General features: G+C 61.1%; 20 protein-coding genes and 2 tRNA genes. 1 reads left to right on the top strand and 21 read right to left on the bottom strand.

From position 1 onward, the window contains the following. Positions 1-23: 23 nt before the first annotated feature. The 5 genes from LKK40_RS03565 to LKK40_RS03545 form a co-directional block, all read right to left on the bottom strand. Positions 24-722, bottom strand: a complete 699-nt coding sequence (locus LKK40_RS03565; RefSeq protein WP_304309259.1) for a type 1 glutamine amidotransferase domain-containing protein — start codon at positions 720-722, stop codon at positions 24-26. Continuing rightward, positions 719-1,366 (bottom strand): TetR/AcrR family transcriptional regulator, encoded by a 648-nt coding sequence (locus LKK40_RS03560; protein WP_304309258.1) that lies wholly within the window; start codon positions 1,364-1,366, stop codon positions 719-721. Before LKK40_RS03560 ends, LKK40_RS03565 begins: the two co-directional genes overlap by 4 nt. Before the next feature lie 930 nt (positions 1,367-2,296). Continuing rightward, positions 2,297-2,370: transfer RNA gene (locus LKK40_RS03555), tRNA-Pro, on the bottom strand. Between the two features lie 372 nt (positions 2,371-2,742). Beyond that, a complete protein-coding gene (der, locus tag LKK40_RS03550) occupies positions 2,743-4,872 on the bottom strand; it encodes a bifunctional cytidylate kinase/GTPase Der (protein WP_304309256.1) in 2,130 nt (709 codons plus the stop codon). Then, the gene (locus LKK40_RS03545) at positions 4,869-5,642 is read right to left on the bottom strand and encodes a pseudouridine synthase (RefSeq protein WP_304309254.1); all 774 of its coding nucleotides are present in this window, start codon (positions 5,640-5,642) and stop codon (positions 4,869-4,871) included. The genes der and LKK40_RS03545 overlap by 4 nt, the downstream gene beginning before the upstream one ends. A 345-nt stretch (positions 5,643-5,987) precedes the next feature. On the opposite strand from LKK40_RS03545, the gene LKK40_RS03540 reads away from it, so the two are divergent. After that, positions 5,988-6,923, top strand: coding sequence for an MIP/aquaporin family protein (locus LKK40_RS03540; RefSeq protein ID WP_434735121.1), 936 nt, complete (start codon positions 5,988-5,990; stop codon positions 6,921-6,923). Here the strand turns inward: LKK40_RS03540 and LKK40_RS03535 are convergent. The 16 genes from LKK40_RS03535 to LKK40_RS03460 all read right to left on the bottom strand — a co-directional run bounded on the left by LKK40_RS03535 (position 6,840) and on the right by LKK40_RS03460 (position 22,853). Further along, positions 6,840-7,127 carry a DUF3017 domain-containing protein gene (locus LKK40_RS03535; RefSeq protein ID WP_152581702.1) on the bottom strand — a complete coding sequence of 96 codons (288 nt, stop codon included), beginning with the start codon at positions 7,125-7,127 and terminating at the stop codon, positions 6,840-6,842. The two genes, LKK40_RS03540 and LKK40_RS03535, sit on opposite strands and share 84 nt — an antisense overlap. Positions 7,128-7,173: 46 nt before the next feature. Continuing rightward, the gene (gene purH, locus LKK40_RS03530) at positions 7,174-8,844 is read right to left on the bottom strand and encodes a bifunctional phosphoribosylaminoimidazolecarboxamide formyltransferase/IMP cyclohydrolase (RefSeq protein WP_434735113.1); all 1,671 of its coding nucleotides are present in this window, start codon (positions 8,842-8,844) and stop codon (positions 7,174-7,176) included. Further along, positions 8,789-10,297 (bottom strand): cell division protein PerM, encoded by a 1,509-nt coding sequence (locus LKK40_RS03525; RefSeq protein ID WP_304309250.1) that lies wholly within the window; start codon positions 10,295-10,297, stop codon positions 8,789-8,791. Before LKK40_RS03525 ends, purH begins: the two co-directional genes overlap by 56 nt. After that, positions 10,294-11,220 (bottom strand): succinate--CoA ligase subunit alpha, encoded by a 927-nt coding sequence (gene sucD / locus LKK40_RS03520; RefSeq protein ID WP_304309248.1) that lies wholly within the window; start codon positions 11,218-11,220, stop codon positions 10,294-10,296. Before sucD ends, LKK40_RS03525 begins: the two co-directional genes overlap by 4 nt. Next, positions 11,217-12,413, bottom strand: coding sequence for an ADP-forming succinate--CoA ligase subunit beta (gene sucC / locus LKK40_RS03515; RefSeq protein ID WP_152581705.1), 1,197 nt, complete (start codon positions 12,411-12,413; stop codon positions 11,217-11,219). The genes sucD and sucC overlap by 4 nt, the downstream gene beginning before the upstream one ends. Before the next feature lie 143 nt (positions 12,414-12,556). Beyond that, a complete protein-coding gene (locus LKK40_RS03510; RefSeq protein WP_304309246.1) occupies positions 12,557-13,138 on the bottom strand; it encodes an adenine phosphoribosyltransferase in 582 nt (193 codons plus the stop codon). Positions 13,139-13,245: 107 nt separating this feature from the next. Then, entirely contained in the window at positions 13,246-13,776 is a 531-nt protein-coding gene (locus LKK40_RS03505; RefSeq protein WP_304309244.1) for a preprotein translocase subunit YajC, read from the bottom strand. A gap of 73 nt (positions 13,777-13,849) precedes the next feature. Then, positions 13,850-14,854: a Holliday junction branch migration DNA helicase RuvB gene (gene ruvB, locus LKK40_RS03500; protein ID WP_304309513.1), complete on the bottom strand. Its 1,005-nt coding sequence runs from the start codon at positions 14,852-14,854 to the stop codon at positions 13,850-13,852. A gap of 128 nt (positions 14,855-14,982) precedes the next feature. Beyond that, positions 14,983-15,600 carry a Holliday junction branch migration protein RuvA gene (gene ruvA / locus LKK40_RS03495; protein WP_304309243.1) on the bottom strand — a complete coding sequence of 206 codons (618 nt, stop codon included), beginning with the start codon at positions 15,598-15,600 and terminating at the stop codon, positions 14,983-14,985. Between the two features lie 165 nt (positions 15,601-15,765). Next, entirely contained in the window at positions 15,766-16,347 is a 582-nt protein-coding gene (gene ruvC, locus LKK40_RS03490) for a crossover junction endodeoxyribonuclease RuvC (protein WP_152581709.1), read from the bottom strand. Positions 16,348-16,354: 7 nt separating this feature from the next. Further along, positions 16,355-17,110 (bottom strand): YebC/PmpR family DNA-binding transcriptional regulator, encoded by a 756-nt coding sequence (locus LKK40_RS03485; RefSeq protein ID WP_152581710.1) that lies wholly within the window; start codon positions 17,108-17,110, stop codon positions 16,355-16,357. Between the two features lie 54 nt (positions 17,111-17,164). Then, positions 17,165-18,367, bottom strand: coding sequence for a glycosyltransferase family 4 protein (locus LKK40_RS03480; RefSeq protein ID WP_304309241.1), 1,203 nt, complete (start codon positions 18,365-18,367; stop codon positions 17,165-17,167). 184 nt (positions 18,368-18,551) lie between these two features. Further along, positions 18,552-19,616: a phosphatidylinositol mannoside acyltransferase gene (locus tag LKK40_RS03475; protein WP_304309239.1), complete on the bottom strand. Its 1,065-nt coding sequence runs from the start codon at positions 19,614-19,616 to the stop codon at positions 18,552-18,554. 17 nt (positions 19,617-19,633) lie between these two features. Beyond that, positions 19,634-20,326, bottom strand: coding sequence for a phosphatidylinositol phosphate synthase (gene pgsA, locus LKK40_RS03470; protein ID WP_304309237.1), 693 nt, complete (start codon positions 20,324-20,326; stop codon positions 19,634-19,636). A gap of 18 nt (positions 20,327-20,344) precedes the next feature. Further along, positions 20,345-22,411, bottom strand: coding sequence for a threonine--tRNA ligase (gene thrS / locus LKK40_RS03465; RefSeq protein WP_304309236.1), 2,067 nt, complete (start codon positions 22,409-22,411; stop codon positions 20,345-20,347). 366 nt (positions 22,412-22,777) lie between these two features. Continuing rightward, positions 22,778-22,853: transfer RNA gene (locus LKK40_RS03460), tRNA-Gly, on the bottom strand. Positions 22,854-23,125: the final 272 nt, after the last annotated feature.

Raw genomic sequence — 23,125 nt, 5'->3', positions numbered from 1 at the left:
GGTTGAAGGTTCGTGCGGCCGACTCAGCCCAGTAGCTCGGTGACTTTGGTCGCGGTCTCCTTGGCTGAACCGGGGTTCTGGCCGGTGACGAGCCTGCCATCGACGACAGCGTTCGAGACGAACGGCAGCAACGCCTTTGAATAGTTCGCGCCGAGCTGCTTCATGCGCTCCTCGACGTTATAGGGCACGAGCTTGTCCACGCGAGCGAGGATTTCCTCGCGCCATGAGAACCCGGTGATATTGCGGCCTGCGACAAGATGGCTGCCGTCGGTGAGCTTCGTTTCCAGCAAGCCGCAGTAGCCGTGGCAGACTGCGGAGACGACTCCCCCGTTCTCGTAGATATCGCGAGTAATGCGCTGCAAACCTTCGCTGCCGGGGAAATCGAACATCACCGCATGGCCGCCGGTGAAGAAGATTGCGTCGTAGTCGGCTGCGTTGATGTCGTCCGGGCTGGCCGTGTGCTCCAACAGCGCCATTTTCTTGGGGTCGTCGTGCCATGCCTTCGCGGATTTGTCGTAATTGGGGAACGTCAGCGAACGAGGTTCCAGCGGCGACTTGCCACCGGCCGGGCTCACGATGGTCTGCTCGTAGCCGCGGCTCTCGAAGATGTCATAGGCGTGGGTCAATTCGGAAAGCCACAGCCCAGTCGGGTGCGATGGGTCGATGTCATAGTGGCTGACGTTGGTGACGACGAGTAGTACTTTCTTGGCGTTCTTGCTCATTGGATGCTCGATTCTGTGTGGTTAGAAGTACTGCGGTTTGAAGCACTGCGGTTGGGTTTGTCGTGGTCGGGTTTGGCTCGATTGGTTCTGCGGCGAGTGGTCTCAGCGCGAGCGACTGGCGGGAAAACCGCGGCGAACGCCGAACGCACTCGCTTGTCGATTTCGTCAGGGTCAGTGTTCGGCAGCTTGCCATCAAGGTGGAGGAATGCGAGACCGTGCGCGAGCGACCACCCCGCCGTGGCGAGGGCATCGGGTTCGGATTGCGGAAAGACCCGTGCCATCACTTCCCTGAGATAGTCGCGCAGCGCAGCGGCCGCGCGCACCCGCTCGTCGTTCTGATCGTCGCATGGCTGCCCGAACATCAAGTGGAACAGCGCCGGACGGCGCATCGCAAACCGCACATAGCGCACCGCGACTTCGCCTATGTCTTCTGCTGTGGCCGGTGGCTCGCGGTCGGCGGTCAGATCGCGCATGAGTTCCTGCAAGCCGTGGACAGCCAACGCCGATTCAAGCTCCTCGCGATCGGCAAAGTGCCGATACGGCGCAGCCGTTGACACCCCGGCATCTCGTGCCAGCGCCCGCAGCGAAAACGGCTCGCCGCTTTCAAGCATCTGCAACGCCGAGCGAATCAGCGTCTCGCGCAAATCGCCGTGCTGCCTAGTCGTCGATGTATCCGTAGCGCACCTCCTCTGTGTTGTTAGCAGTGCCATATTGTTGGCAGTACATGTTGTTAGCACTGCTAACTATGTAAGCACTGCTAACAATAACACACGAAACAGCGACGTCAACCCATATTTTCAGCTCGCAGCGAGAGCGCAGAAATTGCGCACGTGATTCGTTCTCCCACTATGCATTCGCTCAGCTCAGTGCGAGAGGATATTGACGGTACGCAGAATGCTGCCGGTTATGGCCAATCAAATCTATGGAAAATTTATTAAGCAGATTTGAATGAATCAAGCGGTCTCACGCGCAACGGCAGTTATGCTTCGGTTCATAGAAATGCTGGTATTCCGCCAAAACACCCAACGCTGAGTTTGACGACTACTTTGCGAAGTGCTTAATAAACGAAAAAAACTGCTTAATAGATGCCTGCACGAGCAGAAGTGTTCATTACGAATCCAGAAAACGAATGTCATCCATTTATTAGGCAGTTTTTTCGTCTATTCAGCACTTGCGAAAGTATAAGCTCATTACCTCTCCGATTGATTCCTTGCAATTCTGCCAATTCCAGACATATGTCAAAAATATAGCAATACTTTCCGGGTGTTCTTGCACGAAATCTGCTTAGTACATGGAGACTAGACAGCGGGCATAAGGTTTCAAATATGACTCAATCAGCATAAGACAAGGCAAGCTAAAATCATCAGCTTTGCGAACTCAATGATTTGCGATAAATTCAATCACAGGACGATTCTTGCCGAAAGGCGGAGGGCGAGTCGGGAACTCAAACTTCATCCGTCGTTCGTTTGAACAACGAGTTTCAAGGATATGGAGACAACTTGCGGTTGTCCCTTTGCTTAGCGACGCACGCTCATACATCGCGTGCTGCTACACATCATCCACAGGATGATGTGTCGGGCCGGCGAGATTTGAACTCGCGACCCCCTGACCCCCAGTCAGGTGCGCTACCAAACTGCGCTACGGCCCGAACGGTGTTTGAACACCAAGGAGATAATCTACCACATCCTCTGACTTTGGTCGACACGTAGCGTGTTGCCCAAAGGTCAGCGTCGAAAATTCATTACTCGTGCTTAATATTCCCAAGCTGGTGGCGCAGCAACCTATCTCAGCACGTCGGGGGAAATGCTCAAGGAGGAGTTCCTTGAGCTGTTGGACATCAGCAATTATCGATTGGCAAAACTCAACAGTGTTGTGGCTGCCATCGCAGTTTATCGCGATGGCAGCCACAACATAATAATGCGCACGGTGCAACCAGTTAGGTCAAGCTGTGGCAAATCAACGACGGCACAGCTCTCAAACTGGTCGCACCAAGCAAATCAGAGAAGACTTACTTGGAGACCTACTTACGCTTGCGCTTCTCTCGGATGTGCACGGAGATCTGAATCGGCGTGCCTTGGAAACCGAACTCTTCGCGCAGCGAACGCTCGATGAAGCGGCGGTAGCCGTGCTCGAGGAATCCGGTGGCGAAGATCACGAAGCGCGGCGGGCGGGTCGAAGCTTGCGTGGCGAAGAGGACGCGGGCCTGTTTGCCACCGCGCAGCGGGTGCGGGTGTGCGGACTGGATACGACCGAGGAAGGCGTTGAGCTTGCCGGTGGGGATGCGCTTGTCCCATGATTCGAGCGCGGTGCGCATGGCCTTGGCCAGCCGGTTGGAATGCCAGCCAGTTTTCGCGGAGAGATTGACCCGCTCGGCCCAGGTGACTCGTTCGAATTCCGTGTTCCAGAGCCGTTCGAGGCGCTGTCGGTCGAATTCGTCGAGCACATCCCATTTGTTGAACACCAGCACGATTGCGCGCCCGGCGTCCACAGCCTGGCTCATGACCTTGAGATCCTGGTCTGCGATGGGCTGCGAAGCATCGAACAGCACCAAGGCCAGCTCGCTGCGTTCGATGGCCGCCTGCGTGCGCAGCGAGGAATAGTATTCCGCGCCCGAAAGTTTGTGTGCGCGCCGTTTGATGCCGGCGGTGTCGATGAACAGCCAGTCCTCACCGTCGATGTCGACAACCTCGTCAATCGGGTCGCGGGTCGTGCCGGCCAGCTCGTTGACGACAGCACGCTCCTGCTGCGCAAGCTGATTGAGCAGCGAGGATTTGCCCACGTTCGGGCGGCCTACCAAAGCCACGCGACGCAGATTGCTGGGAGTGAGGAATCCGGAGGTCTTGTCGGCCTTTTTGAGCGCAGCGATAGCCACATCAAGCAGATCGCCGACGCCACGGCCGTGCATGGCCGAAATCGCGTACGGTTCCCCCATGCCGAGCTTCCAGAACTCGGCGGCCATGTATTCGCCGTCGGCATCGTCGATTTTGTTGACGGCCAGCACCACGGGCTTGCCCGAGTCGCGCAGCAGCTTCACGATGCGCTGATCGGTGTCGGTCAGGCCAACCTGCGCATCGACCACGAAGACGACAGCATCGCTGAGCTGCACCGCGACCTGCGCCTGCGAGGCGATAGCCGATTCGATGCCTTCGACGTCGGCTTCCCAGCCGCCGGTGTCGACCAGCTTGAAATCGTTGCCGGCCCATTCGGCGTCATAGCTCACGCGGTCGCGGGTCACGCCAGGCGTATCCTCTACGACGGCGACGCGGCGGCCGAGAATACGGTTGACCAGCGTGGATTTGCCGACGTTGGGTCGCCCGACCACGGCCAGTACGCCCACGGGCTTGGGGCCGGCTTGGTTGCCAGCTCTTGCATCGCGGTCGGCAGCCAGCAGCGATTGGTCTTCGTCGTCAAGCTCATAGCCTTCGAGATTCGCGGCATACTGGTGATATTCCTGCTCTTCGATGGCCTGCTCGACCAGCGCAATCAGCGCATCCAGCGTCTGTTCGAAGGTCAGATCGGAATTGTCGAGCGTGCTCACGCCTTCGGCGGCGGTCAGGAAGCTTGTAACCTGCGCGTCCGCCTTGTCTCGGGCAGCGACGTTCTCCGCGCCGACGCCCTGCACGCTCTGGCCGGTGCGACGCGCCTGACGCACCTCTCCGCGCGCGGTGAGCAGCACGCGCACCTCCGCGTCAGGAGACACCACCGTTGTGATGTCACGGCCTTCAGCAACGACGCCAGCGCCCTTCGAATACGAGTCGGCCAAGGCCTCACGCTCGATGAACGCGCGCTGCGCGGCGATAAGTACATGGCGCACCGGGATGATGCTTGACACCACCGAAACATGCGAGGAGACCTCGGAAGAGCGAATCTCCTCACTGATGTCGACGCCATCGGCGAAAACCTTGGGATCCTCCGGATCCACGCTCAGATCGAAGTGGTCTTCGGTGAAGAAGTCCCCCACCGTCTGCGTAATCGTCTGCTCGTCGACCTGCTCGGCGTCAAGATCGATGCCTTGCTGCAGACACCACCAGGCGCAGGCGCGGTACATCGCGCCGGTGTCGAGATAGGCGAACGAGAAATAGCTCGCCAAGGCCCGTGAGGTCGAGGATTTGCCCACGCCTGCGGGGCCGTCAATGGCTACGCGAATCACAGACCCACCTCCTTGGACAGGGAGCGCACCTCGGGCTGCGAAAGCACGCGGTAGGTTCCGGGCTTCAAGTCGCCTAGCTTGATCGGGCCGATCTGCGTGCGCACCAGGCGCTTGACCGGGAAACCGATCGCGCTGAAGATGCGGCGCACGATGCGGTTCTTGCCCGAATGCAGCACCACCTTGACGATGGTCGATTCGCGGCTGCCGTCGATGATGGCGCAATGGTCGAGCTTGATCAGCCCGTCATCGAGCTGCACGCCCTGCGAGACGAGGCGTCGGCACACGTTGCCGCCGATCTTGCCTTCCAGCGTGGCGATATAGGTCTTCTCCACCTCGTATTTGGGGTGCATGACATGCTGGCTCAGCTCGCCGTCGTTGGTCATGAGAATCAGGCCCTCGGAATCGTAATCCAGCCGTCCCATGTGGAAGATGCGCTCGTACTTGTCGCCCACGATGTCGCTCAGAGTGAAGCGCCCCTTCGGGTCGTCCATAGTGCTGAGCACCTTCTTGGGCTTGTTGAGCACCAGCGTGATATGCCGCCCGTCGATGCGCACGCGCGAGCCGTCGACGCGAATCTGCTGGTGCGCCGGGTCTACACGGGTGCCGAGTTCGGTGACCAGTTCACCATCGACCTCGACGCGGCCTTCGGTGATGATCTCCTCGCATTTGCGGCGGGAACCGAATCCAGCCTGCGCGAGCAGCTTCTGCAGCCGGATTCCTTCATTATCAGTGGTATGCGCCTTTTCGGCGCGTGAATATGCGTTTGGCATCGTTCTCCCAACGTGGCCAGTCGGCAGCGCACTCGCACCGCCGTATTCGTATGATTTCGACGCCGCCAGCGATTGCAGTTCAGCATTCGGGCGGTCGCAACCTTTCCAGTATAACCCATAATAAGGAAACACACCGGAGATGCTGGTACTATGACAGTCGTCCGGCGGGCATCGGCCCGCAACGTTGAAAGTACATCGTTGAAGTACAGAGTGTACATAGTTGAGGTACGAAGGAATATCATGACTCAATTCGAATCGGAAAACGGCAGTGCGCCGAGCAGCGAGGAAGGAGTCGCATCACAGGATGCAGCGCAGGCTACGGCTTATGACAACGCAGCCTCGAACCTGAATACGGCGAATGCTACGCCGGCCATCAGCGCAACAGCCAATCTGTGGCTGCGCGTGGCGGCGGAGCTGCTGGGCAGCTTCCTGATCTTCATTGTGATCTATCTGGCGTATGCGCTTTCCGCTGCGCTGTATGGCGCCAATCTGGCGTTCATCGCCGTCGCGACTGGCCTGGTCTATGCCATCGTGACGTTCGTTCTTGGACGCATCTCCGGTGGCCATTTCAATCCCGCCGTCACCATCGCGGCCATGCTGACCTCGAAGACCCAGCTGCTCGACGGCCTGCTCTACATCATCGCCCAGGTGCTGGGCGGCATCGCGGCGGGCGCGGTGTTCAAAAGCGTGCTCCCGGTCTCGCAAAGCCTGCCGATCAAGCTGTGGTTCACCTATGCTGCCAACGGCTTCGAATCCGGTTCGGTTTCCTCCACTGCGCTCAAGGGTGCCGGAGTGAGCTTCAGCATCACTCTGGCGATTCTTGTCGAGGTCATCGCCGGCGTGCTGATCGTCGCTGCGGCCATGTCGACGCTTGGCAAGGACGGCAAGGGCACGTCCCGTCAGCCTTGGGCCATGGGCCTTGCCTACGGCGCGGGCGCTGCGTTCACCTATCCGGTCACCGGGGCGGCGCTCAACCCGGCTCGCGCTACCGGCGTTGCGGTCTTCGCGCAGAATCAGGGACTGACGCAGGAGCCGATGCAGCAGCTTTGGGTGTTCTGGATTGTGCCGGTGCTTGCAGCCGCGCTGGTCGCGCTCGTCATGGTCGCGCAGGAGCTGTTCGCCAAAAGTGCTGCGCCTGCTGCCGTTGCCGAGCCCGAAGCGGTTCAGGCTGATGCAGATGCAGCCGCCGACGAGGGTTCAGTAGAGCAGTCTGATGCTGATGTACGTGACGATCAGGCCGATTCCCAGGGCAATGCCGATGAAGGAATCGAAGCCAACTGAGCGCACCTTCCACGGGCTGCGTTCGCGCAGCACCAGCCGGAGTGATCCGGTGATGATGGCCGTCATAGCGAGAACCGCTGTGGCGGCCATCATGTATCCAAGCAGTGCGCATACGGCGCTGAGCGCCACGGCGGCGGCAACCGCCCATTCGAAGGCGGGCTTGCCTTCGTGGTCCTCCGAGACCTGGGGGTGCTTGCCGCTCATGGTGAATGCTCCTTGCGTCTATAGCGTCTTTAGTAACCTGTGCCGCTCAGTGGAAGAAGTGGCGGGTGCCGGTGACGTACATCGTCACATTTGCCGCGCGGGCGGCGGCGAACACTTCCTCGTCGCGGATGGAATTGCCCGGCTGCACGATGGCCCTGACTCCGGCATCGATGAGCTTCTGGGCACCATCGGCGAACGGGAAGAAGGCGTCGGACGCAGCGACCGAGCCAGTGGCACGGTCCGCGTTGTCGGCCAGCGTGTTGGCTCGGCGCACCGCCAGGTCGCACGAGTCGACCCGGTTGACCTGTCCCATGCCGATGCCGACCGTGGACTCGTCGTGCGCGAGCAGAATCGCGTTCGATTTCACGCAGCGCACCGAACGCCATGCGAATGCCAGGTCGCGCATTGTCTGCTCGTCCGCAGCCTCGCCGGCGACCAAGCGCCAGTTGGCGGGGTCGTCGCCTTCCGCGTCGATCAGATCGGTGGTCTGCAGCAGCACGCCGCCATCGATGGCACGCATCTGGGTGCGCGCATGCGGCGGCTCGGCGACCTTCAAGATGCGTAGATTCTTCTTCTTGGTCTGCAGGAGTTCCAGCGCTTCCGGCTCGTAATCCGGCGCGACGATGACTTCGGTGAAAATCGGCCGCACGCTGTTCGCCATGTCCAGCGTGACGGTCGCGTTGGCGGCGATGACCCCGCCATAGGCGCTCATCGGGTCGCAGGCGTGCGCCTTGCGATGCGCCTCAGCTACCGTCTTCCCCAGCGCCAAGCCGCAGGGATTGTTGTGCTTGGTGACGGCCACGGCGATGCGCGGCGCGAAGTCCCACACCGTGCGCCAGGCGGCGTCGGCGTCGACATAGTTGTTGTAGCTCATCGGCTTGCCGCCGAGCTGGATTGCATGCGCGAAGCCGTTCTGATCAAGCGGGTCGAGATACAGCGAGGCCTGCTGATGCGGGTTCTCGCCGTAGCGCAGCACATGCGCCCGGTCCCAGGTGCGTGTAAGTGTTGCTGGCATGAGCTTCTCATCGATTGCGTCCGCGCCGTCAGTCGTAGCCGCAGTCTCAGCCGTCTCGGAGGCATTGGCTTCCGACACCGGCGATACGCTGGCCGGCTTGATCCAGCGCTGGGACGTCCATTCCGTGATTGTCGCATCGTAGGCTGCGGTGTGGGCGAAGGCCTTGGCTGCAAGCCAGCGACGCTCCTCCAAGCTGAAGCCTTGGCCGTCCGCGACCCGCTGCGCGACCAGTGCATAATCCGCAGGATCGGTGATGACGGCGACAGAAGCGCTGTTCTTGGCCGCTCCGCGCACCATAGAAGGCCCGCCGATGTCAATCTTCTCGATGGTGTCGGTCTCGTTCGCACCCGAACGCACAGTATCGGCGAAGGGATACAGATTCACGACGACCAGATCGAAGGCCGCAATGCCGAGCTGCTCAAGCTGCTCGACGTGATCGGGGTTGGTCATGTCGGCGAGGATGCCGGCGTGGATATGCGGATCGAGCGTCTTGACCCGGCCATCGAGGCTTTCGGGGAAGCCGGTGACCTCGCTTACCTCGGTGACGTTGACGCCCAGTGCCGCAAGCGTTTTGGCCGTGGAGCCGGTGGAGACCACTTCGGTTCCGGCCTTGACGAAGGCCTGAGCCAGCGTTTCCAGGCCTTCCTTATGGAAGACGGATACCAGAGCCCGTCGTATCGGTCGATGTGTTGTCGTCATCATGGTCCTCCTTGGGTTTGGTCATCGAGCTGATGACACGAGTTGATGGTGCGTCGGCGGTGGTGCCGTTGTCGCTGGCATCGTCGTCGACGCTGTCGCTGTCGCTAGAAGTCGGGGCAGCGCCTGCGTCGTCCGCTGCCTCGCCCACTGCTGCAAGCCGCGTTCGACGGCGAGCAAGGGCTGTGCGCGCGGCGAATACGCCGGATACGACGATGAGCATGATCAGCCAGGCCGCGAACAGTCCCAACGCGCCCGGCCGACTGGCGGACTGCGTGGATGCCGCCACATCGACGCCGACACGAGCAAGGCGCTGATGGCCCAGCGCCCCGTTCGAGAGCAGGAACAGCAGCGTCACGCCCAGCGCTACGATCACGCTGGCCAAGCAGAAGCTTCCGGCGGCGCAGGCGAAACGGACGATGGTGCTGCGCAGATCGTGTCCGTTGTCGTCCTGCTTCTGCTCGTTCTGCTCGCCTTCGATGCGCTCAGCATCGCCATGCGCATCGTCCATATCAATGAATCTGATGGCGAAACCGCGCCTCAGCACCAGCGCAAGAGCTCCGATGATAAAGCCAAGCGCCAGCGGAATGGACATCAGCACGATGCGCCAGGTCGCATTGGCGACCGGCTCAGGCAGCAGCGCGAACACGGGCAGCGGCGGCAATCCTACCGCGCGCCCAGTCCACAGATTGAACGTAGCCAGGTCACCGATGAAGAAGCTTGAGCCGAACAGCCAGGCTATCGCCCAAATGCAGAGATTCGGCAGCCACGCCAGCGAGCATATGGTCGTGAGTATCTTCGAGCCGGACTGCATGCCGGTGAGGTCGAACAGGTGAAGCATCGCCCCATGCCCGCGCACCACCCACACTATGGCTACGATCACGCCAGCCAGCATATAGCAGGCGATAAGCGCTCCCCCGATGAATGCTCCTGTGCTCAGTGCGGTGCGCAGCGGCGCGGAGGTATGCGCGCGAAAAGCGGTGACGAATCTGCCCCATGCTCCGGAAGCGGGTAGCGCCGCGCCGACGAAGCCCACGGTGAATACCAGCAGCGTCTTCAAGCAGACAAGCCACAGAGAATCGAGCAGGCCCACGGTGACGCCTTGCGCAAGTATCGCGTTCAGCATCATCCACGAGATCGCCCCGGCAATATACGCCTCCCATGAGGAACAGCCGAGTCTGAACGTCAGCGAACGAATGAGGGCGATGAGCAGTATGGTCAGCAGCAGCGGGATAATCGTCAGTTTGATGGCACCAGCCTGGAATCCCACGCCTTGGCTGAGCAGCACAATCGCCTCGCCCAACGGAATCGAGAGCTGCGAGAGATTGTCGCCGCCCTCTTCCATCGAGATGACAAGCAGCGTCAGCGCCATGAAGAACCCCAGGGAAATGGAGTATATGGCGATGGAGGCCAGCGCCGCGCCGGCCCCGTTCAGCCACTGCCTGGGACGTATCCTCATGCCAGGGAGCGCGCAGCCAATGTCTCGCGCATGATCTGCGCGGTCTGCCCCGGCGTTCTGCCGACTGGGATGCCGACGGCCTCAAGCGCATCCTTCTTGTCCTGAGCAGTTCCCTTGCCGCCGGAGACGATGGCGCCAGCGTGGCCCATCTGCCTGCCTTCGGGGGCGGTGAAGCCCGCGATATATGCCACAACGGGTTTGCTCATATGCTTTGCGGCCCAGGCAGCGGCGTCCTGTTCGGCGTTGCCGCCGATCTCGCCGATCATCACCACGGCCTTCGTGTCCTCATCCTGCTCAAAGGTCTCCAACGCCTCCTGCAGCGTCGTGCCTACGATGGGGTCTCCCCCGGCACCGAGGCATGCGGTGAAGCCGATGTCAGCGAGCTCGCCCATAAGCTGGTAGGTAAGCGTGCCCGACTTGGAGACCAGCCCCAGCGGGCCGCGCTTCACGATGCCATCGGGAATGATGCCGATGTTCACGCCGCGCTGCGCAGGGTCCTTGGCAAAGGTAGCCAGCCCAGGGCAGTTGGGCCCGACGACGCGCACGCCCTTGCGCAGCGCCAATTCGACGAAGTAGGCGGTATCCGCCACGGGGATGCCTTCGGTGATGACCACAATAAGCCCGATGCCGGCTTCGATCGCCTCAACGACCGCGTCCTTGGCGAATCTCGGTGGCACGAAAACCACGCTCGCCTTGGCGCCGGTGGCCTCGATCGCATCAGCGCAGGATGCGTACACAGGTATCTCGATCTGCTCGGCATCAGTGTGTGTCGTGAAAGCGACTGTGGTGCCGGCCTTGCGCGGGTTGACTCCACCTACGATATTCGTGCCGGCGATAAGCATGCGCGCGGTGTGCGTCATGCCTTGATGCCCGGTCATGCCTTGCACGATGACCGGAGCGCCATTCTCGATGAATGCGTTCATCGACGTGCCTCCTTGGCGGTTGAAGCGAGTTCGGCGGCGACCTGCGCGGCCTGTTCCATCGTATCGCACACGCGCACGTTCGCGTTGCCGGCCTCGCGCAGAATACGCAGCCCCTCGCTCGCGGCATTGCCGTCGAAGCGCACGACGATGGGCTTCGAGGACCCCAGCGATTCCACGGCGCTGAGAATGCCATCGGCCACCTGTGCGCAGGAGGTGAGACCGCCGTAGACATTGATGAGGACCGATTCGACCTGCGGATCGGAAAGCACGATATTCAGGCTTTCGCTCATGACATCGGCTGAGGCCCCTCCTCCGATGTCGAGGAAGTTGGCGGGTTTGATTCCCGTGTGCTGGTCCTCGCCAGCTCCGGAAACGGCATCGAGCGAACTCATGACCAGTCCGGCGCCGTTGCCGATGACCCCGACTTCGCCGGTCAAGTGGACGTAGTGCAGGCCATGCTCGCGGGCGCGCTGCTCGAAGGGATCGGACTGATGCAAATCGGTGAAGCGCTTCCAGCCATCGTGGCGGAAGGCGGCGTTGTCGTCCAGCGATATCTTGGCATCCAAGGCGCACAGCGATTTGGAGGATTCGTCGTCCGGGTCGCCGATTTTGGCGAGCGGGTTGATTTCGACCAGTGTGGCGTCATTCTCCTTGAAACAGCGCCACATCTTGAGCAGCACCTGCGCGGCCTGATCCACGTCGGCATGGTAGAAGCCGATGCTCTGTGCCATCGATGTGGCAGCATCAAGATCGAAATCGTCAAGCGCGTTGATATGCAGCCGCTTGACCGACTCGGGCTGCTCGCGGGCGATCTGCTCGACCTCGGTGCCGCCGTTGGCTGTGGCCAGCACGTCGAAGTCGCGCGAAGCGCGGTCCAGCGATATGGAGACGTAGTATTCATGCAGGATGTTCTTGGCCTGCGCGACAAGCACGCCGCTGGTCTTGTGTCCCTGAATGCTCATCGGGAAAATCTGCTCGGCCGTGAGAATCGCCTCGTCGCGATTCCGGGCCACCTTGATGCCGCCAGCTTGCCCGCGATGGCCGATCTTGACCTGCGCCTTGATGACGCAAGGATAGCCTATCTTGTCCGCAGCCAACGCCACTTCGTGCGAATTCTGCGCGAAAATAGCCTTCGGCGTGTCGATGGACTGCTCTTCGAGCAGCTCCCTGGCCTGGTACTCATAGAGATCCATAGAACCGAACCTTTTCCTCTCTGTCGATATCTTCGAAATGTGTCATCTGGCCTAGCCCTTGCAACGTGGCGGGCAATCAGTGCAATAACGTCGTAATGCGCCATGGCATGCGCATCATTGCACTGTCTGCGTCATCGTGCGTATCAGGCGGGCATCGTGATCAATGCGCTGGCGGGATACGTACCGAGCGAGGCGCGCCCGTCAAGACCTTCAAGCTCCATCACGAAGCTGAAGCCGGCGACTGTCCCCCCGCATTTCTCGACGAGATGCGCTGCAGCGCTGGCACTGCCGCCGGTGGCGATCAGATCGTCGACGATGAGCACCCGTTCGCCGGAGGAAATCGCATTGGTCTCGACCTCGACGCTCTCCTGACCATATTCGAGCGTGTACTCTTCGCTGATGGTTTCGGGCGGCAACTTGCCGGTTTTGCGCATGGCGATGAAACCTTTGCCCAGGGAAGCGGCCAAGGCCGGGCCGAACAGGAAACCACGGGCTTCGAGCCCGGCGACACTGTCAAAGTCCTGCTGCTGCACTGGCAGTGCAAGCTGCAATGCTTTGAGCAGGATTCCCAAGCCTCTGGGGTCGGCCAGCGCGGGCATGAAATCGCGGAAGAGAACGTTCTCGTTGGGGAATCCGGGAATCGTGCGAATCAGGGAAAGGAGGTATTCGGCGTCCTCGCTTCCAACAAGCCCAAGCTGATCGATGCTGATGTCAGATGAAGTCATGACGATGTCCTGCCGCCTTAGTCGAATGCCGTTCAACGATGATTGTCTTCAATGCCTATGCGTGCATGATGACTGCTGCATCATGCACGCTGATCGACGCATACACGCTACTTCGCGGGGGTTTCCTCTGCTGCGCTGTCCGTCGCTGCGCTATCTGACGCAGTGTTGTCCGTCGCTGTGGCGGCAGCTTCGTCGCCTGTCTCGTCGACAGCCGCCTCCTGCGCATAGTCGGCTTGCGCCGCATCGTCTGCCGCCGGTGTTGCGTCGTCAGACTGAGCAGCGTCGGAGATCTCCCCGTATGCGACCTGTGCTTCGCCGCCATCCTCCTGCGGCAGCGGATTGCCGTTCTCATCCACTTCGGAGTCATCGACGTACGCCGGGCGCACATAGGTCTTGTTGACGGCGGAGGCCTTGAAACGCAGCAAACTACCTTCGGAATCGATTACGATCTCCTCGTATTTCGTGTCCACGGACACGACTTTGCCGATGACGCCGCCGATGGAGACGACTTCGGTGCCGGGCACCAAGTTCTCGCGGAAGGTTTTCACTTCGGCCTGCTGCTGCTTGGCCTTCTTGGATTGCCACCACATCATGCCGCCCATGAGGACGATGAGGACGACGGGTAAAATCAAGGACATGACGGGGGTCTCCTAACATGGCGGATGCACTATGCATCCGAATAACAATGGATAACGGTCCAAACAACAGATTTTAGAATAGCTTGCTGACATCATCGCGAGGCGTCAGCCCCAGATGCTCCCAGGCCTTGCCCGTGGCAACGCGGCCCTTAGGCGTGCGAATGAGGAAGCCTTCACGCACCAGATACGGCTCGCATACGGTTTCCACCGTCTCCGCCTCCTCCCCGACCATCGCTGCGAGGTTGTTCAGGCCTACAGGCCCGCCGTTGAAGCTCTTGACGACGGCATGCAGCACGGCGAGATCGAGCCGATCCAAGCCTTCCGAATCGATCTGGTACAGCGCAAGCGCCTCACGCACCGCATCGGGACGCACGACGCCGAGATCGTGCACCGTGGCCCAGTCGCGTACACGGCGCAGCAGCCGGTTGGCGATACGCGGCGTGCCTCTTGAGCGCAGGGAGAGTTCCTGAGCCGAGCCATCGCCCAGTGTGACGCCAAGAACGGCAGCCGAGCGTTCGATGAGCTTTTCCAGTTCTTCGCGCGGGTAGAAATCGAGATGCGCGGTGAAGCCGAAGCGCGCGCGCAGCGGCGAGGGCAGCATGCCTTCGCGCGTGGTGGCGCCAATCACGGTGAAACGCGGCAAGGTCAGTGGGATCGAAGAGGCGCCGGGGCCTTTGCCCACCATCACGTCGACGCGAAAATCCTCCATCGCGATGTACAGCAGCTCCTCCGCCGCGCGTGGCAAGCGATGGATCTCGTCAATGAACAGGACCTCGCCGGCATCCAGAGAGCTGAGGATGGACGCCAAATCGCCGGCATGCTGAATGGCCGGGCCAGAGGTCACGCGAATCGGCACGCCGAGTTCGTTCGCCGTAATCATCGCCAGCGTGGTCTTGCCCAAGCCGGGAGGGCCGGCCATCAGGATATGGTCGGGCGGCACCTCACGTTTGCGGGCGGCATCAAGGACCAACTGCAGCTGTTCCTTCAAACGTGGCTGGCCGATGAAGCCATCCAAGACATGCGGACGCAGCTCCTCGTCGCTGATCGGCTCATTGCCAATCGGTTGCGAGGAGACCATGCGCAGCGACTCCTCGTTGGCTCCGGCATTGGCTTGAGAGTCGATGCCGGCATTGGCTTGATTGCCGCCACGGCCTGCATCATGCACAGTGGTCATATCGGCTGCTGTATTGCCTGTCATAGTGTGGGTCACCTTCCCCTGTCGAGTGCGGCCAAGGCCAGCTTGAGCACGCGCGGCACGTCATCCCCAGCGAGCGGCGTCGCAATGTCATTGTCCGCGCACACTGAGCGCACCGCTTCTTCGGCGTCCTGGGCGCGCCAGCCAAGCGAAATCAGCCCTTCGACCACCTGCAGCGTTCCGGTGTCGGCGCGAGGCGCTGCGGCTGCCGGCTTTCCCTCGATCTGCGTGAGATCAATCGAACCCTTGAGCTCCAATATGATCTTCTGCGCGCCCTTCTTGCCCAGCCCGGGAGCCTTGGCCAGCGCCGTTGCGTCGCCATCGGCCACCGCGCGTGCAAGCTTGTCGGGAGGCAGCGTGGACAGCAGCGAAAGCGCTACCTTCGGCCCGATGCCGCTGACTTTTTGCAGTTGCATGAACATGCGCTTGGAGGCTTGGGCAAGGAAGCCAAACAAGGTAATCGCATCCTGCGAGACATTGAGCGACGTGTAGACCTTCACTTCCTGACCGGCATGCAGCGCGGAGAGATCGGCCGCAGGCATGCGCGTCTCGAAACCGATGCCACCAGCCATGATGAGCGCGGCGCTGGCATCCACAGCTTCGACCCGGCCTGCGAGCATTCCTATCATGACGATCCCCTATCGGTCCGTAGCGGTCAGTGATCAAGTGATCAAGTAATCAGTGGTCAGTGGTCAGCAGTCCGAAAACAGCTAGCGCAGCACAGCCGTCCTCAGACCGTTCATATCCGAGCACCGAATATGCAAACACTCAGTAATCGAACATCTGTTCGAAGTCTACATGCCCCTGTCGACGCTATGGCGACGCTGCGCCTGCTGCGAGGCCTCGGCCCACTGCCGCTGCGCCACCGTCAGGTGCTGCTCGCGTTCGCCGCCCTCCAAGGCCCCGGCGGGCCGCATGGCGTGGCAGATCGCCTGCGCCAATGCGTCGGCGGCATCAGCCGGCTTCGGCATGGTGTTGAGATTCAGGATATGGGCCACCATGCGTTCGACCTGAATCTTCTCGGCGCGCCCATTGCCGGTGATCGCCAGCTTGACTTCGGTCGGCGTGTGCAACGCGACCGGGATGCCCCGTTGCGCGGCCGCGAGCATAGCCAAACCGGCCGCCTGCGCGGTGCCGAGCACGGTGTTGCGGTTCTCCTGGGCGAACACGCGTTCGATGGACACCGTATCGGGCGCGAAGCGTTCGATTTTCTCGCACAGGCCGTCGTAGATGGTCAGCAGGCGCAAGTCCTGCGAGGTATGCGGGTCGGAGCGCACAACATCGACGTGAATAAAGGAAAGCCGGCGTGATGCGCCGGCTTCGATCACACCGACCCCGCAGCGGGTGAGCCCGGGATCGACACCTAGAATGATCACGAGGATATTACTCCTCGTCGAGCTGGGCCATCACCTCGTCCGAGGCGGTCCAGTTGCTGTAGATGTTCTGCACATCGTCGAGATCATCGAGATTGTCGATAAGACGCGACACCTTGCGCGCATCGTCCACATCCAGTTCGATCTCGGTCTTCGGATTCATAATCAGATCGGCGGAATCATAGTCGATTCCCGCATCCTGCAGCGCCTTGCGCACGGTGATCATATCGCCCGGGTCGGTGATGACCGTGAAGACCTCGCCTTCGTCGCTCACGTCCTCGGCGCCTGCTTCGGCCGCCACTTCGAACAGCTTGTCGAAGTCGATGCCCTCGGACGGGACCACGATCTGGCCCTTGCGCTCGAAGTTGAAGCTCACGGAGCCGGATGTAGCAAGCGAGCCATTGGCCTTGGTCAGCGTCGAACGCACTTCGGCGGCGGCGCGGTTGCGGTTGTCGGTCAGGCATTCGATGATGACGCCGACGCCGGCGGGCGCGTAGCCTTCGTAGACGATGTTCTCGTAGTTGGCCGCTCCCGCTTCCTCGCCGGAACCGCGCTTGACGGCGCGCTTGATGTTGTCGGCCGGCATGGAGTTCTTCTTGGCCTTGACGATGGCGTCATAGAGCGTCGGGTTGCCGTCGGGATCGCCACCGCCCATGCGGGCCGCGATTTCGATGTTCTTGATCAGCTTGGCGAACAGCTTGCCACGCTTGGCGTCGATGGCCGCCTTCTTGTGCTTGGTCGTCGCCCATTTGGAATGCCCTGACATAATACTCCTCAGCAGCTATGCGAATACGTTAAACGTTGTGATTCTAATGCAATTTCACGACAAAGCCCGCGCGTAAACCCTCAGCACGCAATCTGCGACGCTCGACCAGTCATACTGCCGGGAGCGTTGCGAGCCATTCAGGCGCAGCCTTTCGCGCAGCGATGAATCGCCGAGCACCGCGCATACCGATCGTGCGCAATCCGCGCCGTCGCCGTTCTCGAACAGGGCCGCGGCATTGCCATCATCGGCCACCGCGCGGAAAGCATCGAGGTCGGATGCCACAACCGGGCAGGCCGCCGCCATCGCCTCGGCCAGCACGATGCCGAAGCTTTCCCCGCCGGTCTGCGGGGCGACGTAGACGCTGAGCGAACGGTAGAATCGCGCCTTGTCTTCGTCGCTGATACGCCCGAGGAATTCGCAGTGCTTCGTGAGGTTTCCGCTGGAATCGATTCTGTTCAGGATCTTGCGCCCGTCGGACTCGCCGTCGCCTACGCATAGGAAACGGGCATGCGGATATTCGCGCAGAATCTGCTGAGCGGCCTGGGCAAATATCTTGAAACCCTTGCGCTCGTCGCCCATGCGCCCCAGGAAGCCGATGGTGGGCTGTTCCTCGCTGCCGGTCCAGCGGGAGTCGGCGGCGGCTTTGGCGAAGAAATTCCGGTTGATGCCGTTGGGGATGATATGCGTTTCGAGCTGCTCGGGAAGATAGTGCGCGGCGGTATCCAACGCGGCGTCGCTGACGCATATCGCCGCAGCGAGCGGGTCGAGGTAGCGGCGCAGATACGACTCGCCGAAGCGCAGCAGCCGCGGGTAGGTGTTGAAGGCCGCATGGAAAGTGGCGACCATCGGCGGATGGTGCCGCATCGTCAGCGGCTTGTGGCTCAGCGACAGCGTCTCCGGCTCGTGCACATGGAGAATATCGAACTGGCCTTGCTTGACCCAGCGTCGCGTTTGCAGGCCCACGACGCCGAAGTAGCTCATCTGGGCCACCGAGCCGTTGTAATGGATTGAGAACGAGCTGCCGTTGGTGTGCACCCACAGCGGCATGTCCTTGGTGCGCCTGCCGGGAGCCAGCACTTCGACATGATGGCCTCGGGCCATGAGTTCCTTGGCGAAATCGCGGATGTGGAACTGTACGCCGCCGGGGGTTTCAAAGGAGTAGGGCGAGATGATGCCGATGCTGAGCTTGCGTCCATGCAAGGGGTCCTCGTGCCTTGCAGCAGCGGCGTCTACATGTGATTCAGGCTTTTGAGGCATAACTGGCATTGTCGCACGGCTGCGGATGTTTGTCATATCGGTGCTACCTGTACGTCGTTGTTCGCTGCATGATATTCGGCTGCTGTTCGGCCATCATTCGGCCAAATCAGGCGGCCGAAACAGACCACCGAAACGTGTGGCTGTCGGCGGTCTCATGACGGCGTTGTGGCAGCAGCGTGTTGTGTCAGGCAGCGTTACCTGCGATTTTGGCGAGTATGTCATCGGGCACATCGCTCAGGCGCGAAAGGTCGAGATCCTCAAGGAAAATCGGCTGCAGCATATGCCAGTCCTCGGGGTGCCGCGCGATCTGCGCCGCCCACACGTCGACCCAGGCCTGGCTGATGGCTCGAATCGCCTCTTCGCGCGGCAGAGAGCGATAACGGTCAACGTCTATCGGCTTTTCGAACCAGCACACATAGCCATAGCGTGACTTGGCCTTGCGTCGCTGAGCGCCGTGCAGCCGTTCGCGGAATACATTGACTGCATACAAGGGCAGCCCAGTATCCAAAGCCAAGGTGGCAGGGCCGCGTGCAACGCGAATCGTGGAGCCGAAAGCCGTGACGAATTCACCATGTCGGCTCAAGTCTCGGTCGGCAAGCAGCGCGACGACCACGTTGGGTTCAGCGAGCTGCTCCCTGAGCTGCGCGGTAATCCCCTTCTGACCGGTCAGTACGATTCGCATGCCGAGCGATTCGCGGATATGTACGAAGGTGTCGAGCAGCTTTTGGTTGCCCAGCCGCTCGGCCACGGCTGTGACAGGGGCGAGCGCATGATGCGCCCAGAAGCCGGCGTAGTCCCAGTTGCCCTGATGCCCGAGAGCCAAAGGCGCCGAGCCGGTGGAATCATGCACATATGCGATCAGGCTTTGCAGCCCCGGCCCATCGCCGCGCACGCGGGCGCGCAATTGCTGCTCGCTGCGCGCGCCTACAGTCATGGCCTCGGAGAAGTAGGCGAAATAGGCGCACATACCACGTCGCGAAACCTGCCGCAACCGGCGACGCGAAACCGTGGTGCCGTCTGCCTGATGTACGTCATCTGATTGCGACGTACCGGTTTCCTCGTTGCTTATTCCCGCAGCGCCCGTTCCTGCAGCGCCCAACACATGACGCAGATTGCGTTCCAGCTGGCGCACTCCCCCGACGCCGAACAGCCAGCAGACGTCGGCCGCGCACGCGAACAGGGCGCGCAGCAGCGACTCCGGTATGAATCGGGCGTTGCGGGCGATGGCTATGAGCACGCGGTCAAGCATATGGGGCTCCTTCTGGCCTACTGCGCTCCGGCGCGGGCCTCCGGCACGATGGGCTGGATTGGCTCTTCGCCGTTCATCTGCTTGTGCACCTCGTGGATGCGCTGGAAGACGGTTATCGTGCCAAGCACCGCAAGCAGCACCATGAAGGCCATAAGCCACATGCCATTGCGGAACAGCCCGGTCAGGAACATGCCCACCAGGATGATGACCAATCGATCCGAGCGCGTGGCGATGCCGTTCTTGGCCTCGTAGCCTACCGATTCGGCGCGGGCGCGGGCGTAGGAGGTCACAAAGGAGGTCATGATGGCGTAGAGCGCGCACCCGATGCCGATGTAGCTCACATAGTCAGGCGCGGACGCTGATGCCGAATGAGTCCACCAGTCGCTGTGCAGGTAGAAGAACAGCATGACGGCCACGAGCACCGCCCAGTCGGCGATGCGGTCAAGCGTGGAGTCCAGGAAGGCACCGAATTTCGTACCTCCGGTTGTGATGGCCGCCACTGACCCGTCAAGCGAGTCGAAGATGACCAGCAGGGCCAGCACCAGCGTGCCCGGCACCATCCAGCCGGTGACGCCGGTGACGACGGCCACAATGATCGTGCCGACGGCACCGGCCACCGTGACCATGTCGGCCGTGACGCCGAGGCTCACCAGTCCGCGCGCTATCGGGGCTATGACCTTCTTGAAAGGTCCGCGTAGTTTTTCGAACATGTCGTGCTGAATCCGGCCTCAGTCGATCGCTGCAGAAGCTGCTGCGGGAATCTCCGCGGAAGTAGTCGCAGCGAAGTCCTCGGCGGAGTTGACCTGGACGCGCGAGCTGATGGCCTCAAGAATCCATGCCTTGGCCTGTTCCAGCGGCACGCCGTTGAGCTGGCTGCCGTCGCGGAAGCGGAAGCTCACGGCGTTCTTCGACACGTCCTCGCTGCCGGCGATCAGGGTGAACGGCACCTTCGACTTGGAGGCATTGCGGATCTTCTTGCCGAAGCGATCGTCGGAGCGGTCGAGTTCGCAGCGCACGAGATTGTCTTCCAGATCTTGGATGAACGCTTCGAGATGCGGCGTGAACTCGTCGGCCACCGGTATGCCGGTCACCTGCACCGGAGCGAGCCAGACGGGGAATGCGCCCGCGTAATGCTCAAGCAGGATGGCGAAGAAACGCTCGATGGAGCCGAACAGGGCGCGATGAATCATCACCGGACGCTGATGCGAGCCGTCGGCGGCGATATACTCGAGTCCGAAGCGCTCGGGCAGGTTGAAGTCGAGCTGAATAGTGGACACCTGCCAAGTACGGCCGATGGCGTCGCGCGCCTGCACGGAGATCTTCGGCCCGTAGAAGGCCGCTCCGCCCGGATCGTCGACGAGTTCAAGGCCGGAATCCTTGGCGACCTCGGCCAGTGTGCTCGTGGCCTCCTCCCATACCTCATCCGAGCCAACGAACTTGTGCGGGTCCTTGGTGCTCAGCTCAAGGTAGAAGTCGTTGAGGCCGAAGTCCTTGAGCAGTCCCAGCACGAAGGTCAGCAGGCTGGTCAGCTCGCCCTTCATCTGCTCGCGCGTGCAGTAGATATGCGAATCGTCCTGAGTCAGGCCGCGCACACGGGTCAGGCCATGCACCACGCCGGACTTCTCGTAGCGGTACACCGTGCCGAACTCGAAGAGGCGCAGCGGAAGCTCGCGGTAGGAGCGCTGGCGGGACTTGAAGATCAGGTTGTGCATCGGGCAGTTCATGGGCTTCAGGTAGTAATCCAAGCCCTGCTTGGTGACGTTGCCCTGCTCGTCGCGCTCCTCGTCCAGTCGCATCGGCGGGAACATGCCGTCCTTGTACCACTGCAGATGCCCGGAGATCTCGTAGAGATGGCCCTTGGTGATGTGCGGGGTCTGCACGAAGCTGTAATGATGCTTGCGATGCTGCTCGCGCGAGTAGTCTTCCATCGCGTTGATGATCGCCGCGCCCTTGGGATGGAAGACAGCCAGCCCCGGCCCGATCTCCTCGGGGAAGGAGAACAGGTCCATCTCCTGGCCGAGCTTGCGGTGGTCGCGCTTGGCGGCCTCCTCCATGCGGCTGGCGTAGGCCTTGAGCTCATCCTTGGTTGGCCATGCGGTGCCGTAGATGCGTTGCAGCATCTTGTTATGCTCGTCGCCGAGCCAGTAGGCGGCGGCGGTGCGTTCGAGCTTGAAGGCCTTGATGTAGCGCGTGTTCGGCAGGTGCGGTCCGCGGCACAGGTCCTTCCAGACCGTGGTGCCGTTGCGGTCGACATTATCGTACATGCTCAGCTCGCCGGTGGACACCTCGGTGGAGGCCTCTTCGTCGATTTCGGCTTCCTTCTTGCCGATAAGCTGCAGTTTGTACGGCTGATCCTGCTCTTCCGCGCGCGCCTCGTCCTCGCTCACCACGCGGCGGCGGAAGGACTGCGACTGCTTGATGATGCGCTGCATGCGCTTCTCGATATCCTTGAGATCCTCGGGCGTGAACGGCTCGTCCACGTCGAAGTCGTAGTAGAAGCCGTTCTCGATCACCGGGCCGATGCCGAGCTTGGCGTCCGGGCGAATCTCCTGCACGGCCTGCGCCATGACATGCGTCGCCGAATGGCGCATGATGGCAAGCCCGTCGGGGCTGTCCAGCGAGATCGGTTCCACGCTGTCGCCGTCCTTGAGTGGCGTGTACAGGTCTCGGGGCTGGCCGTTGAGACGCACGGCGATGATGTTCTTGTCGTCTTCAAAGAGCTGGACGCCGGTGTCGCTTGACTTCACCTCCTTCGCTTCGCCATTGAGTGTGATGGAGATGATCTGGTCCGACATGGGAGGTCCTTTGCTATCGGGGCCCGCGTTACTAAGGTGCAGGCCTGGACTATGAGTCAACAGAGTCACACATTATGAGTGCAACGGGACAACTGGGGCGGCATGCGTGAAATGTGCGAAGTCTGGACCGGCTAGGAGCTAATCCGTTATCGATTATTTTCGATGTGTGAGGCATACGAATGGTCGCTCAGGTAGCCCTGTCGCTATGAGTCTTCGCCGTATAACTCTGTCTTCTTTGTGACAATTATTGTCGCTGATAGTCATAAACGAGACAGAGTTCCGTCTACTCCATCTCGTTTATGACATTTAGCGGCGCTCAATGGCATTTTCAAGACAGAGTTCAAAAAATGGAAAGAATGAATCGGATGGAGCGGACAACGGGACTCGAACCCGCGCTCTCGACCTTGGCAAGGTCGCGCTTTACCAACTAAGCTATGTCCGCACACGACGCACTGGAATAACCCAGCGAATCACGGCAAGCACTCTATTCGGCATGAACCTTGCGGTTCCTGCCATCGCTTGTGCAGCCGGGTATATTAAACCGTCGTGCTGGAACCGAGTCAAGTCATCGGCGCGTCGAGCCGTAAAGCAGGCAATCCAGTGGATTGCCTGTAGGCGAGACCGAGCGCCCGCGAAGGGCGTGAGGAGCGAAGCCGAAGGCTGAGCTAAGGCTGGAAGCTACCACATTGGTCCTACGGATTTAGGAGACGACGG

The organism is Bifidobacterium tibiigranuli, assembly GCF_022655035.1.
In the GTDB taxonomy this organism is placed as follows: Bacteria; Actinomycetota; Actinomycetes; order Actinomycetales; family Bifidobacteriaceae; genus Bifidobacterium; species Bifidobacterium tibiigranuli_A.
Note: the sequence above shows the minus strand (reverse complement) of the source record. Positions and strands in the feature narration are given on the sequence as shown.